Here is a 14,023-nt window from a genome sequence, read left to right as displayed (position 1 = left end):
ATTTCCACTTTCAAACTTTTAAAAATAACATGAGCGAAGAAACAAATTCAGGATACCTCGATATGGACCTACTACGGTTCACGACTGCGGGTTCCGTTGACGACGGTAAGAGCACATTGATCGGGCGCCTACTCTACGATAGTAAGGCCATTTTCGAAGACCAAATGGAGGCAATGGAGGTTAGCTCCAAGGCACGTGGCGACGAGAATGTGAATCTCGCACTCTTGACTGACGGCCTCCGTGCTGAACGTGAGCAGGGCATTACTATCGACGTGGCATACCGCTATTTCGCAACGCCAAAGCGCAAGTTCATCATCGCCGATACACCGGGGCACATTCAATACACACGTAACATGGTGACCGGTGCATCCACCGCTAATCTTGCGATTGTGTTGATCGATGCGCGTAAGGGAGTGATCGAGCAAACATGCCGTCACTCGTTCATCGCTAACTTGCTTCGCATTCAGCACGTTGTTGTGTGTGTGAATAAGATGGACTTGGTCGATTGGGACGAGGGTGTGTTCAATAAGATCGTCGAAGACTTTAAGAGCTTTGCCTCTCGTCTCGATAACATCGTTGAAGTCACTTTCATTCCAGCCAGCGCGCTGATCGGTGATAACATCGTCGATAAGTCCGAGAACATGCCTTGGTATCAAGGGCCAACACTGCTCTACCATTTGGAAACCGTTTATATCGGTGCCGATGAGAATCACGTTGAGGCACGTTTCCCTGTGCAGTGGGTGATTCGTCCACAATCTGACAAGTATCATGACTTCCGCGGTTTCGCGGGTCGTGTGGCGGGGGGGGTCTTTAAGCCAGGTGACGATGTCACCGTGCTACCTTCTGGTTTTGCATCGAAGATTAAGTCGATTGAGTCGATGAACGGTCCGCAGGATGAGGCCTTTGCGCCAATGTCTGCGACGATCACACTCGAAGATGAGATCGATATGTCTCGTGGTGATATGCTCGTGAAAGCGAACAACCGCCCCGAGCCGACACAAGATATTGATGCGATGATCTGCTGGTTCTCCTCTGATAAGACTTTGTCGGGTAGCGGTAAATACGCGCTTCGTCATACGACGAAGGATGTAAAAGCCATCGTGACTGAAGTTTGCTACAAGGTGAACATCAACACGCTGCACAAGATCGAGGATGATCTAACATTCCAGTTGAATGATATCGGCCGTATCAAGTTGCGCACTTCGGCTCCGTTGATTGCGGATAGCTACAAGTCCAACCGTATTACTGGTAGCTTCGTGCTGATCGATGAGTTAACCAACGCCACTGTTGCGGCGGGCATGATCATCTAATCGCTCGAACGATTTTTAAGCAAAAGGCCGAGGTCACTGTAAAGTGCCTCGGCCTTTTTTGTTGAATTTACTCATAGTAGGGGTCGTGCTCGCGCGATCCGCAAAGGCAGGAAACGTCGCGAAGTTTCGTGCCCTTGCGGTCTTTACGCGGACTTCGCAAGCAAAGCCCCTACGGAGGGAATTACCCTTCCAGCGGCAAATCAATCACCTGCCATGGCAAGCCGCGTAGGTTGAGCTCTTCCATGAATGGATCGGGATCGCATTGCTCCATGTTCCAGACGCCGGGCTCTTTCCAGAGGCCACGTAGGATCATTTGCGCGCCAATCATCGCAGGCACGCCAGTGGTGTAGCTGATTGCTTGGCTAGACACTTCCTGGTAGCACTCTTGGTGGTCGCAGGTGTTGTAGATAAAGATGCGCTTCTTCTGGCCGTCTTTGGTGCCGACGATGTCGCAACCGATGCAAGTCTTACCCTTGGTGCGTGGGCCGAGGCTGCCTGGGTCGGGCAATACGTGACGTAGAAATTCGATCGGCGCGATCTTCGCCCCGTTGACTTCGATCGGCTCGATCGAGGTCATGCCGACATTTTCCAACACGCGTAGGTGTGTCAGGTATTTTTGCGAGAAAGTCATCCAAAAGCGGATACGCTTGAGGCCTTTGATGTTTTGGCAAAGAGACTCGAGTTCTTCGTGGTAGAGCAGGTAGGCGTCTTGTTCGCCGACGACAGGGAAGTCGTAAACTTGGTGCACGCTCATTGGCTCGACTTCCTTCCATTCGCCTTCTTCCCAGTAGCGACCGTTCGCAGTGATTTCGCGAATGTTGATCTCCGGATTGAAATTGGTGGCAAAGTGGTGGCCGTGGTCGCCTGCGTTGGCGTCGAGGATATCGATCGTCTCGATCTCGTCGAATAGGTGCTTTTGCGCGTAGGCGCAGAACATATTCGTTACGCCTGGATCAAACCCCGAGCCGAGGATCGCGGTGCGGCCTGCGTCTTTGAAGTGATCTTGGTAGGCCCACTGCCATTTGTATTCGAACTTGGCTTCGTCGAGTGGCTCGTAGTTGGCGGTGTCTAGGTAATCGACGCCAGCAGCGAGGCAGGCATCCATGATGGTTAAATCTTGGTAGGGAAGGGCGACGTTGATGACGAGGTCGGGCTTCTCTGCTAGGAAGAGTGCCGTGGTGGCTGGCACATCGTCGGCATCAATCGCAGCGGTGCGAATCGTGCGCCCCTGTTTGGCTTCGATGTCCTTGGCGATGGCTTCGCACTTAGAAACCGTGCGTGACGCGAGGACGATCTCTTCGAAAATTTCCGGTAGTTGTGCGCATTTGTGTGCGACTACATTACCAACTCCACCAGCACCGATAATAATTACTTTAGACATGCAGAAAGCTTAAGGCGAACCGCGTGCGATTCTTCAAGACTATTAAGTGCGCTAAATGCGTGTTGCGACTACTCGGGCAATTGCAGTGCAATGGTGCCGATCTCGAGCTCGCGGCCACTTTCGTAGGCGATGGCAACGATGGTGTAGTCGTCTTCGTTTGGTGTGATTGAGAGCTCTGCAGTGGCGGCACTAGAGAGGGCTTCTGCTTCAACGCCATCTGGTAAATAAGCGCGTTGGATGAAAAGACTCTCAACTAGGATGAGTTCCGAGTTTTTTAGGACCGTATCTTTGATTAGCACGTCAATCAAAGCGGCTTGAGCGGGATTCTCCGTGGTGGTTACCGTTTCAAATAAATAGGGCGATGGCAGCCCCGCGAGTTTTTCGATCAGCTGATTTGAGTTGTTGATTGTGATGCTTGCGGGGATCGAGCGCACGGCTTCGGTTGTCGCGACTTCAGTTTCTGTTGGTTCAGTGGTTTCTGTAGGTTCGCTGTCGGGCTGAAGCGCATCGCTTGCATTCTTAATGTAGAACATCACGCTGGAGATTAGCTGTTGCGATGCTAGGTCGAAGGTGCGCACTGATAGGAGCGCTTCTTGATCGTTGCTTGGTGCGATCAATTCGATGGCTAGAAGGGCGGCTTTTTCGCCTTTAAACGCTGCGGCGTTGTCGTATTGAAACGTGTATTCTTGGGACGTGTCACTGTTGGCAAGTTGGAGTCCGAGTGGCACTGCGACGCGGAACTGTGAGCCGTCTGCTTGAATGAAAGTGTCGTAAGCGGCATTGTGCAGTTTGGGCCCTGCCTTCGCGTTTTGTTCTGCGGTGACGATACGTAAGCCATCGAAGAAGACATTTTGATAGCCAGCAGTTTGGCATGCCTCAAGTGTCTGTTTGGCGGCCACTTTGAGGGCGGTGGCATAGTCGTCTTGTTCGACGAGGTCGAAGTTGAATTTTTGCGCGGCGATGGCTTGATTCGCTATCTTCGCTTCTTGAACGGCGCTCAGCAGTTTGACGAGTTGCTGTTGGCCTTGTCTTATTTTTGCCTGACCCTCTTCGGCAAGGCGTTCGCCTCGTTTGTGGATCGGTTTTAGGTCTTTATTCGGATCGAGCGCACTCGGCCTTTGCTGTTGGAGGGTTTGGCCACTGCGGATGTCGGACTGACCTTGTTTGATTAGCTTGGCCGCTTCGACGTAAGCGATACGTTGCCGGGCTGTCATGTAGGGCCGCAAGGCATCTCGTTGTTCTAGGATACTTAGATCCAGCGGTGCCTCTTTCGAGGATGCTCCCTGACTGGTCAGTGGTAGCGTGCATAGTAACAGAAGGGCGAATCGGCTGAGCGCCATGGCAAACGATTTGAACATTATATAAAGGTCGTGGGGGATTATAACCTCGGGGTGAATTAATAGGAAGTCACAGATGGTGAAGCTCTCGGGGTAATTGCCAAGGATTTTAGCGAGATAATTTAATTTATTAGTCGGTGCTGATGGGCGTGATTATGACGTTGATTGACACCGTGCCGAATCTGAGTGTTGTTGAGCTTATGAATTTTAATGAAGAATTTACGTTGGTTCGCGATACCACTGCGACGGTGATTCCTGCAGGGGAAGAGCAAGTGCTGCCTGCTGGCACGCGTGCGGTGATTTCGCAAGCACTCGGTGGCACAGTCACCATTCGCACGGACTCGGGGTTATTTCGTCTTTCGAGCAAGGATTGGGATGCCCTAGGAGCGGCGGCTCAGTCTGAGCTCAACGCGGTGGCGCAAGCCGCTGAGTCCGAGCAAGGGGATGCACCTTTCAGTGAAGAGCAGGTATGGGAGGCGATGAAAAGCTGCTTTGATCCTGAGATTCCGGTGAATATCGTCGATTTGGGGCTCATTTATGACATGCAGGTCGCGGCGCCTGACGCTGACGGCAAGCACGCGATTAGCGTGAAGATGACGCTCACTGCGCAAGGTTGCGGCATGGGGCCTGTGATTGCGGATGATGCCAAGACGCGCGTCGAAGCACTGCAAGGTGTGTCGTCTGCTCAAGTGGACATCGTATGGGATCCACCTTGGACGCCACATATGATTTCTGAAGCCGGTCGTCAAAAGCTGGGTTTAGAGTAGCGCTCGTTTCGCTCGTCGAATGATAGCAACAAAATGGCCGCTCCTCCCTGATGGGAAGAGCGGCCGGGTTTTATTCGACTTTATTTTAAGGAACTAGGCGACATGAGTCACTTCGTTCGGTTTTCACGGTTAACGCATTGCGTAGACGCTGGAGTCGTCTGCGACCCGAAACGGGACGAGCACACGGCTCCGAACAGCTACGCCATCCTTGAGTGCAGGCGTGAAGCGCCATTGCTTCACTGCTTGTAGCACCGATTTAGCGAAGTCGGGTGCATCTGCACGTGTGACTTCAGCGTTTTCGATTTCACCTTCGGTGTTAACTGTGAGGAGAACCATCACATACATACCCGCATCGGCGTCCAACGCTTGTGGACTTTCGACATAGATTGGCTCGGGTGCATCTATAGGGGATGCTTCCTGAGTATCTGTGCCAAATGCGAGACATGGCATGATGATGGTTAATAACACGGTAGTTATGCTGTGTTTTTTCATTATTCAGTTATTTTATGTTTGGTCTCCTTATAGGTAGGGAGAGACCAAAGTCGTCTAAGGTAACAGACGGATGGTATAACTGGATTGAAAATGCTTCAAAGAACGTAGCACAGAGTGTGCTAATGTGTGTGTATGCTCATTGTTTTGCTTCGAATTGCGAGTTAATTTGTTAACTTTCTACAATGCGAATGGTGTTCGTGTTGGTTGTGAAAGTGCACTCGTTGCCTGAGAAATAAAAAAGGCGCAGCCTCTTTCGACTGCGCCTAATGCATAAATTGAGCCAATCTGTGAATTTAGCTCTCTTTGAACTGTGCGACCATTCCAGTGACGGTCGCCTTCGCATCGCCGTAAATCATGCGTGTGTTCTCCGCAGTGAAGAGGCCGTTCTCTAGGCCCGAGAAGCCTGCTCCCTTGCCGCGCTTGAGGCAGAAGGTGGTCTTCGCTTTATGGGCGTTGATGATCGGCATGCCGTAGATCGGGCTGGCTGGATCGTCGGCCGCGGCTGGATTGACCACGTCGTTGGCGCCGATGACGATCGCGACATCGACCATTTCAATCGTCGGGTTGACGTCGTCCATTTCAACGAGTTGCTCATACGGCACGTCCGCTTCGGCGAGTAGCACGTTCATGTGGCCAGGCATGCGTCCGGCGACTGGGTGAATGGCAAAGCGCACTTCACAGTCATTGGCTTCGAGCACTTCGCCGAGTTCTTTCACGGCGTGCTGTGCTTGAGCGACGGCCATACCGTAACCAGGGATGACGATCACGTTTTTAGCCGCTTCGAGAATGTAGTAAGCGTCTTCGACCGAGATGGGCTTCATCTCGCCGCCGCTTGCAGTGCCAGAGGCTTGTGCGGTTGCGCCGAAACCAGAGAAGAGCACGTTCACCAATGTGCGGTTCATCGCCTTACACATAATGATGGTCAGGATCAGGCCGGAGGCGCCGACCAAGCAACCCGCGACGATCAGCACGTTGTTGGCGATCACGAAACCTGCGGCACAGGCCGCGAGTCCCGAGCAAGAGTTGAGCAATGAAATGACGACGGGCATATCGCCGCCACCGATAGGCATTACAGCGAAAACTCCGAGCAGTAGTGACAGCACGATGACGGCGATGAGCATCGGGTAAGCGAGCTCTGCGGTCGGTGCCAGTGTGAAGATCGTTCCCGTGGTGATGATGCCAATGGCCAGGATTGCGTTGAATGCTTTTTGGCCGCTAAAGGTGAGGGCGCGTCCGCCGAGTTTCCCGGAGAGTTTGCCCCATGCATAGAGTGAGCCGGTAAAGGTGATGCCACCGATTAAGATCGCGAGCACAATGACGGCTGCGGTGAAGGTGTCGACCGTGGTGAGCTGTGCGTTGACGGCATCTGCGATTTGATTGAGCACGCCGTTGCTGATGACAGCTGCTTCACGCTGGTATTCTGCCCAACCCACGAGGAGTGAGGCGAGTCCGCCGAACCCATTGAAGAGGGCGACGAGTTCTGGCATGCCTGTCATTTGCACGCGTTTTGCCGCGACGAAGCCGATAGCGGTGCCAACGGCGATGCCGCCGAGCACGAGCTTATAGTCGAGGCCTTGATAGAGTAGGGTGACGATGACGGCGAGTGCCATGCCGATCGCAGAGAGACGATTGCCGCTGCGAGCGGTGTCAGCCTTGCCGAGCATTTTGATGCCGAAGACGAAGAGGATCGCCGCGACGATGTATGAGAGATTTACTAAAGTTTCCATTTGTTGTTCAAAGTTGGATGTTCAATATTCGATGTTCGCGTAGCGCAGTTATTTCTTTTTCTTGAACATGCCGAGCATGCGGTCGGTGACCATGTAGCCGCCTACGACGTTGACTGTGGCGAGCACGATGGCAGCGAAGCCTAGCCAAACGGAAAGTGAGTCGGAGCTGGTATTGACGGCCAGTATCGCGCCGACGACGGTGATACCAGAGATCGCGTTCGAGCCGGACATGAGGGGCGTGTGGAGCTGCGAGGGGACTTTCGCAATGAGTTCAAAGCCGAGGAAGGCCGAGAGCACGAAGATGAAGAGGAGAAGGATGAGTTCCATGAGAATTAAGAATTAAGAATTAGAAATTAAGAATGATGGGGAACTTCGAACATCCAACGTTGAACGCTGAACTTCGAATTGTGGTTGATTCAATGTTGAAAGTTCGACGTTCAGCGTTCGACGTTCTTAAAGCGTTCGTGCACGATGGCGCCGTCTTTAGTGATGAGGCAGCCGTTGAGGATTTCGTCCTCAGCGTCGTATTTGAAGTCTTTCGCCTCGGCGTCCCAGAAGTGTTCGATGAGGTTGTAGAAGTTCGAGGCCAGCATGAGTGTGGCATCCTTCGGGTAATAACCTTCGAGGTTTTCGGGGCCGATAATACGGACGCCGTTCTTGGTAACGACTTCTTCGCCGACCTTGGAGCCTTCGACGTTGCCGCCAGACTCGACTGCGAGGTCGATTAAAATGCTGCCGGGTTGCATTTGGTCGAGCACTTCGTTGTTGAGGATCAGCGGTGCCTTGCGGCCAAAGAGTTTCGCGGTGGTGATCACCACATCGGCACGGGCGCAGGCTTTTGCCATTTCCTGGCGTTGCTTCTCAAGTTGCTCGGGGGTGAGCTCTTTGGCGTAGCCTTGGTCGGTTTGTCCCATTTCACCGAGGTCGACTTTGACGAACTTTGCGCCGAGTGATTTAACCTGCTCTTCCACGACGGGGCGTGTGTCAAAGGCTTCGACACGTGCGCCGAGACGTTTTGCGGTTGCGATCGCCTGTAGGCCAGCGACGCCGACGCCGATGATGAAGAAACGTGCGGGAGAGATCGTGCCTGATGGAGTCATCATCATCGGCAGGATCTTCGTCATGCGGTCGGTCGCCATCGTCACAGCGGCGTAGCCTGCGAGATTCGCTTGAGAGGAGAGGGCATCCATCTTTTGCGCGAGTGTGGAGCGTGGAATCATTTCCATACTGATGGCCGAGATGTTGCGCTTCGCTAGGTCGCCGATCAGTGCAGTTTCGTTAAAGGGATCAAGGAAGCTGATGTGTAGTGTGCCGGGCTTGATGCCTTCCATTTCGGATGGCTCAGGTTTACGCACGCGAGCGATGATGTCGGCTTCGGCATAACCTGTGCTCATGTCGGCCACGATTTTCGCGCCAGCTATTTCATATTCTTTATCAGAATAGTCGGATTTTAATCCAATTCCCTTTTCTACGGACACTTCTAGGCCTAAATCGCAGAGTTTTTTTACGCTCACCGGCGAGAGTGCGGCGCGTGTTTCGGACGGTTTTTTTTCGAGAGGAGCAAATATTCGCTTCATAGGACGTGATGTTATGTCGTTAAGTAATACTTATTTAGTGCGCGTTTTGACTAAGTGAAATTAATCGTATTGTGCAAGTTAAACAGGGTAAGTCGCAGCGCATTTTGGATGAACCTATATTTAGGGGTGAGAAGCAAGGAGTCAGGCGGAGGTCTGCCGTAGCAAGTTAGTCTTTGGTGGTGAGTCGCTTAGGATTAAGAATGCCGTCGCTAATTTGACGAACAGCAACATCTGCATAAGGCGCTGATCATCAGCTCCTAACTTCTGCCTGCTGACTTCTAACTACTCTTTTAAGGATGAACCGCATAGTGTGGCGACAATAAAGCTTCTTCTTCTGCTTTGTAACCATGTGCTGGTCGAATGGCAGCAGAGGATGGCTTCGACAATGCAAAACAGGCTCTCTCCGAGAAGCCCGTGTCACAACGCAATTGAGCTTCGTTCCATCTCAGTGATTCACTGTCCAACGAGTCTGCTCTGGGTAATCGACGATGAACCAAAAAAAACCGGACTCCGCTGAGCGGAATCCGGCTTGAAAAGTAAGAATCTAGACGATCTTAGACAGTGCCGAAGATGGTCTTGCCGTTGGAGCAAAGATCTTCTGCAGCTTGAACAAGACGTGCTGCCATGCTTGCTTCACCCTTCTTCAGGTAGCCGCGTGGGTCGTAGTTCTTCTTGTTGCCAACTTCGCCGTCGATCTTGAGCACACCTTCGATGTTGCCGCAGATGTGAGTGACGATTGGGCGTGTGAATGCATACTGTGTGTCTGTGTCGATGTTCATCTTCACGACACCGTAGCCGAGAGTTTCGCGGATGTCGCTGAGCTCAGAGCCGGAACCGCCGTGGAAGACGAGATCCATGAGTGCTGCTTCGCCGTGCTTGTCTGTCACTGCCTTTTGGCCATCGCGAAGGATGGTTGGCTTAAGCTTAACCGAACCTGGCTTGTAGGCGCCGTGCACGTTACCGAAAGTTGCTGCGAAGAGGAAGCGGCCGAGTGGCTGGAGTGCTTCGTAAACTTCGACCATGTCTTCTGGTGTGGTGTAGAGCTTTTCTGCTGGAAGGCCAGATGTGTCGTGGCCGTCTTCTTCGCCGCCTACGCAACCTGCTTCAACTTCGAGGATGATGTCGAGTTCAGCACACTCTTTAAGAAGCTCCTTGGAGATCTTAAGGTTTTCGTCGAGCTCTACAACAGAACCGTCGAACATGTGGGATTGGAAGAGGGGGCCCTTGCCTTCTGCGATGCGCTTGCGGGAAGCTGCAAGAAGTGGCTTGAGGAAACCTTCAACCTTCTCAGGGTGGCAGTGGTCTGTGTGGAGCGCTACGAGCACGTCGTATTTCTCAGCAAGCAAGTGTGTTGCTTCTGCAAGAACGATTGCGCCGAATGCGGCGTCGTTGACTTCAAGACCAGAAGCGAACTGACCGCCACCTGTGGAAACTTGGATGATACCGTCGGACTTTGCGTCAGCGAAGGATTTGAGAGCAGCATTGATCGTAGTGATCGATGTGACGTTCACTGCCGGATAGGCGTAGTTGCCCTTTTGGGCTGCGTCGAGCATTGCTGCGTATTGTATAGGTGTTGCTACTGGCATGATTATTAGTGTGTGTTGTGTTGTGTCTTTTTAACTTAAGGAGAGCTAATGAGATGAGTGACTCCTATTAGAAGACAGTCATCTTTATGCTGTTCGTTAGTTTTACAACAGTAGAATGCAGTTCGGCCTATTTCGGTAAGAATGCGGTTTGGCCTAGTGACTGTCCTTATTGGGCTTCGGCAGTTTTAGTGCGAGGATGAAGGGCACGATGACGACGACTGCTCCAAATAGATAGGCGCTTTTCGACCCGTATGCGAAGTAGACTAGGGCAGCCACGAGTGGCCCGATTGCGCGTGCGAGCGAGCCAGCGGAGCGGAATACTCCGATTGCTGCGCCTTGTTCCTCTTCTTTCGTGTAGAGTGAGACCAGTGCGCTGAGCGTTGGCGATGCGAGGCCGATGGAGAAGGCCATGAGTGCGAGTGCGCCAAAGAATAGGCCAAGGTTGAGAGCAATTGCTAGCGCCAGAAAGGCTGCGATGCCGCAGGCGATACCTGCCACTGCGAGGCGTTTCTCTCCGACTGGGCCGGCTAGGCGACGCACGATGCCGCCTTGCACGAGGATGAGCACGAAGCCGATGAATACGAACATGCCGCCGTTTTGTGCTGGAGAGAATTGGAAGCGTTCGACCGCTAGGAAGGTGAGGGTGAATTCCATGCCGCTGAAGGCCAGCATGTAGATCAGATAGACCAGGTTCGTGCGGCGTGTAGCGGCTGATGGGATTTTAAAAAGGCGGAAGATCGGGATGCCTTTGCGCTCGGGGGCGACTTTTCCGCGCTTTTCTGGGGGCAGTGTTTCCTTAAAGCTACGTGCGACCCAGATGAGATTGGTCAGCGCGAGTGCGAAGCTGACGAGTGCCGGCACTGAGAATGGATTGACGCCGAATTGCTCCAGAGCGGGGAAGTGCTCCACTAGATTAATCTTAGCAAATAGGCCGCCGATTCCTGGGCCAACGATAAAGCCGAGGCCAAATGCGATGCCGATGATTGCGAGTCCACTCGAGCGCTTTTCGCGTGTGGTGCTGTCGGCGACGGCTGCAGTCGCCACGGAGAGGTTGCCGCCCATTGCACCGCCGAGCACGCGAGCGAGCACGAGCACCCAGAAAGATGCGGCGAAGAACCATGCAGCATAGCTGAGCGCTAGGCCGGCAATCGTGATCAGCAGCACTTTGCGGCGACCGACACGATCGGAGTAGGCACCCCAGAGGGGGGCGCAAATAAATTGTAGGATCGAGTAGAGCGAACCAAGGATGCCGCCAAACAGCACGGCCGTCATAAAGCGCGGATCGCCTGAGCCACTTCGCTCCGCCCAAGCGGCCAGCGGTGCGATTAATTGCCCCAGAAGGCTGCCGTCGCCTGCGCCATTGGGTAGGTAGTAGTCCAGCATGGCTGGAAACAGAGGAAAGATGATGGAAAAACCGACAAGATCGATGAACAGGGTCAGAAAGATGATTCCGAGTGTTCGTTTACTTTGAGCGGGATCCGTGGGTAGTTCGGTCTCGGCTGACATAGTTTATCTTTAAAAGAGTAGTTAGAAGCTAGAAGGCAGGAGTTAGAGGCTGGGTATCAATGCTTTCTGCGGCATATATATAGTGCGAGCAATTGGCGATGGCTGGCGACGCTCGAAGCGCTTTATAACCAAGGACTATTTCTTCTGAATTTAAGTTTATTTAGTGTGCCCGCATTTTATGGAGAGGGCGGCGTGCACGTTGGCTGGTATGAGGTGTCGTTCGCGATCCGTAAATTTGAAGACTTGCTTGACTAGATTCGAGCTGGTGAAGAAGTAGCGCTCGTTTGGCATGAGGAAGATCGTTTCGATCTTATCGTCTAAGTGACGGTTCATCTGTGCCATTTGGAATTCGTGCTCAAAGTCGGACACCGCGCGCATCCCGCGGATGAGTGCGACTGCGTTGAGTTCTTCGGCTAGATCTACGATCAGGCCATCAAAGGCGATGACTTCGATATTCGGGCGATTCTGCACGTTCTCTTTAATCAGATCGACGCGCTCTTGTGGCGTAAACATCGGGTCTTTACCCACATTTCGCGCGACTGCGACTACGACCTTGTCGAAGATGTGGCGTCCGCGATTGATGACATCGAGGTGGCCATTGGTGACTGGATCAAAGGAGCCCGGATAGATTGCAATTTTCATGATAAGGGGCGGATTGAGTGCATATATTACAATAAGTCCAACTTTTAACGGTGTTCACGTTTCGATCGAAGGGGGTGGGCAACTCCATTCTTCGCGGATGGATCTCCCACCTCCTGATCGGTGCGTGGATTATGTGAATTTTTTCTCGGTATTCGACATCTTGGTCGGCTGCAACGCAGTGGCTCATGTTTGAGGCGATGTGACTTTATATCTCATGTTTAATAACCTCTGCTACTTGAGGGTATTAGTATATTTTTTAGGTAAATTCCTTGAAGTCTTTATCGGAAAAGCGTAAGCCTTTTGCCTGTTTTTTTTATGTTAAGTTTACGTTAGGAGTTTTTTGTGAAATCGTTAATAGAAATTGAGGAGGGGGCGTGCCATAGAGCCCGCGAGTTTCAAGTGAAGGTAGGCCAGGGCCTTTCTGGATTCACTTTGGTGGAAGTGATGTTTGCGGTCGTAGTCTTTTCGATGATGTCGCTGGGCCTCACGGCCGCTTTAATTCAATCATTAAAGATTTCGGATAGTGTGATTAGTAAATCGACTGCGCACAGTATTGCACTCGGGTATGCCGAGCAGATTATGGCTTATTCCTATGATACTCTGAACGAGGCGCTTGAGGATAGTGACACGTTTTCCCTGTATTCAACATCACTGGGTGATAGCAATGTTGTTACTATTGAAGACTCGTTCGCTTTCGGTGTGGAAAATGAAAGCTTGATTGTGATGGATGTCGATCGTGATAGCCTAGCTGCAACAAAGACGATGCCCATGCGCTTTACGATTGATGCTGAGAGTTTAAATAGTGGTTCAAATGCACTCCGAGCTCTCGAGGTCACTATTAATTATAGTTACTCGCCAACCGCAGCCGACCATTCTAGCGAAGCTGCTTGGCTGAGTGGGCAAATCTGCATTGTTAAGTCGCTGGTCAATATCTACTAAAATGAAAGCACTGAAGTTAGATCACAAAAGTCAGCAGCAAGGGGGATTTACCTTAGTTGAAATTATGATTGCGATGTCCATTGGAGTTGCAGTCATGGGTATGGCTATCGTCTTTTTCGTTGATACATTTAAGATCTCTCTAGGTGTCACGAATAATTTGGATATCGAAAATTCAATTCGCAAGGTTACCAACGAGCTAAGCAGTGATGCGCGTAATGCAAACAGCTTTGTCATCTACAAGACTTACTCCGATGAAGGGCATGATATTGATGGGAGTTTTAGGGCTCCGTCAGGTAGCTATTTAAGTTCTAATTACCGCATGCAGGCCGGAGAATCGGGAAGTTTATGCGTTTTTGTCTATAATGGCGAAGACCCCACTCCGTTAGATCTCAATCCTGCACCGATTGAGCGCTTAGTTGGCTATTACTTGGATGACAGTAGTGACGGTCAAGGAGAAGAGTTTAAAAAATTTGATATCGATATCGATGTGAGTCTGCAGGGGGAAAGTGTTGAGGACTTGATTCCGGCTGAAGATGCAGCGGATGATCATGCTGTGTTAGTTCAAAGCGCTCGAGGATTAGTTGGGGATGATTTATTTTATAATTTGTTGGGGCGGAGCATCATTGTAAATAGCGAGATTATTTACGATCTGCCGAATAAAACGTCAGGCGGAACTTATAATTTCACGGTATCACCACGAGGCTAATTCTTATGAGGCAGACTAAATACACACACAGGAACTCGAAGCGAGGTTCAGTC

Annotated in this window: 13 protein-coding genes; 4 read left to right on the top strand and 9 right to left on the bottom strand. The window is 51.7% G+C overall.

The window, feature by feature from the left end; translation table 11 throughout:
* Positions 1 to 29: 29 nt before the first annotated feature.
* The gene (locus GZZ87_RS01195) at positions 30 to 1,310 is read left to right on the top strand and encodes a GTP-binding protein (RefSeq protein ID WP_162027170.1); all 1,281 of its coding nucleotides are present in this window, start codon (positions 30 to 32) and stop codon (positions 1,308 to 1,310) included.
* Positions 1,311 to 1,491: 181 nt separating this feature from the next.
* On the opposite strand, the gene GZZ87_RS01190 is transcribed toward GZZ87_RS01195, so the two are convergent.
* Together GZZ87_RS01190 and GZZ87_RS01185 are read right to left on the bottom strand one after the other, a co-directional pair.
* Positions 1,492 to 2,691, bottom strand: coding sequence for a saccharopine dehydrogenase family protein (locus GZZ87_RS01190; RefSeq protein WP_162027169.1), 1,200 nt, complete (start codon positions 2,689 to 2,691; stop codon positions 1,492 to 1,494).
* Positions 2,692 to 2,759: 68 nt separating this feature from the next.
* Entirely contained in the window at positions 2,760 to 4,049 is a 1,290-nt protein-coding gene (locus tag GZZ87_RS01185; RefSeq protein ID WP_162027168.1) for a hypothetical protein, read from the bottom strand.
* A 179-nt stretch (positions 4,050 to 4,228) separates the two neighbouring features.
* On the opposite strand from GZZ87_RS01185, the gene GZZ87_RS01180 reads away from it, so the two are divergent.
* Positions 4,229 to 4,795, top strand: coding sequence for an iron-sulfur cluster assembly protein (locus GZZ87_RS01180; RefSeq protein ID WP_162027167.1), 567 nt, complete (start codon positions 4,229 to 4,231; stop codon positions 4,793 to 4,795).
* 129 nt (positions 4,796 to 4,924) lie between these two features.
* On the opposite strand, the gene GZZ87_RS01175 is transcribed toward GZZ87_RS01180, so the two are convergent.
* From GZZ87_RS01175 to coaD, 7 genes are all read right to left on the bottom strand, one after another.
* Positions 4,925 to 5,287 (bottom strand): energy transducer TonB, encoded by a 363-nt coding sequence (locus tag GZZ87_RS01175; RefSeq protein ID WP_162027166.1) that lies wholly within the window; start codon positions 5,285 to 5,287, stop codon positions 4,925 to 4,927.
* A 293-nt stretch (positions 5,288 to 5,580) separates the two neighbouring features.
* On the bottom strand, positions 5,581 to 7,014 hold the full coding sequence (locus GZZ87_RS01170) for an NAD(P)(+) transhydrogenase (Re/Si-specific) subunit beta (RefSeq protein WP_162027165.1): 1,434 nt from the start codon (positions 7,012 to 7,014) through the stop codon (positions 5,581 to 5,583).
* A gap of 48 nt (positions 7,015 to 7,062) precedes the next feature.
* Positions 7,063 to 7,341 carry an NAD(P) transhydrogenase subunit alpha gene (locus GZZ87_RS01165; RefSeq protein WP_162027164.1) on the bottom strand — a complete coding sequence of 93 codons (279 nt, stop codon included), beginning with the start codon at positions 7,339 to 7,341 and terminating at the stop codon, positions 7,063 to 7,065.
* Between the two features lie 110 nt (positions 7,342 to 7,451).
* A complete protein-coding gene (locus GZZ87_RS01160; protein WP_162027163.1) occupies positions 7,452 to 8,591 on the bottom strand; it encodes an NAD(P) transhydrogenase subunit alpha in 1,140 nt (379 codons plus the stop codon).
* A gap of 554 nt (positions 8,592 to 9,145) precedes the next feature.
* The gene (gene fbaA, locus GZZ87_RS01155) at positions 9,146 to 10,177 is read right to left on the bottom strand and encodes a class II fructose-bisphosphate aldolase (RefSeq protein WP_162027162.1); all 1,032 of its coding nucleotides are present in this window, start codon (positions 10,175 to 10,177) and stop codon (positions 9,146 to 9,148) included.
* A 153-nt stretch (positions 10,178 to 10,330) separates the two neighbouring features.
* Positions 10,331 to 11,683, bottom strand: coding sequence for an MFS transporter (locus tag GZZ87_RS01150; RefSeq protein WP_162027161.1), 1,353 nt, complete (start codon positions 11,681 to 11,683; stop codon positions 10,331 to 10,333).
* A gap of 156 nt (positions 11,684 to 11,839) precedes the next feature.
* A complete protein-coding gene (gene coaD, locus GZZ87_RS01145) occupies positions 11,840 to 12,325 on the bottom strand; it encodes a pantetheine-phosphate adenylyltransferase (RefSeq protein ID WP_162027160.1) in 486 nt (161 codons plus the stop codon).
* Positions 12,326 to 12,667: 342 nt separating this feature from the next.
* Between coaD and GZZ87_RS01140 the strand changes: the two genes are divergently transcribed.
* Both GZZ87_RS01140 and GZZ87_RS01135 read left to right on the top strand, forming a co-directional pair.
* Positions 12,668 to 13,264 (top strand): prepilin-type N-terminal cleavage/methylation domain-containing protein, encoded by a 597-nt coding sequence (locus GZZ87_RS01140; protein WP_162027159.1) that lies wholly within the window; start codon positions 12,668 to 12,670, stop codon positions 13,262 to 13,264.
* Position 13,265: 1 nt separating this feature from the next.
* Complete coding sequence (locus GZZ87_RS01135; protein WP_162027158.1) at positions 13,266 to 13,970, top strand: prepilin-type N-terminal cleavage/methylation domain-containing protein; 705 nt, start codon at positions 13,266 to 13,268, stop codon at positions 13,968 to 13,970.
* Positions 13,971 to 14,023: the final 53 nt, after the last annotated feature.

The organism is Lentimonas sp. CC4 (assembly GCF_902728235.1).
Classification (GTDB): Bacteria; Verrucomicrobiota; Verrucomicrobiia; order Opitutales; family Coraliomargaritaceae; genus Lentimonas.
Note: the sequence above shows the minus strand (reverse complement) of the source record. Positions and strands in the feature narration are given on the sequence as shown.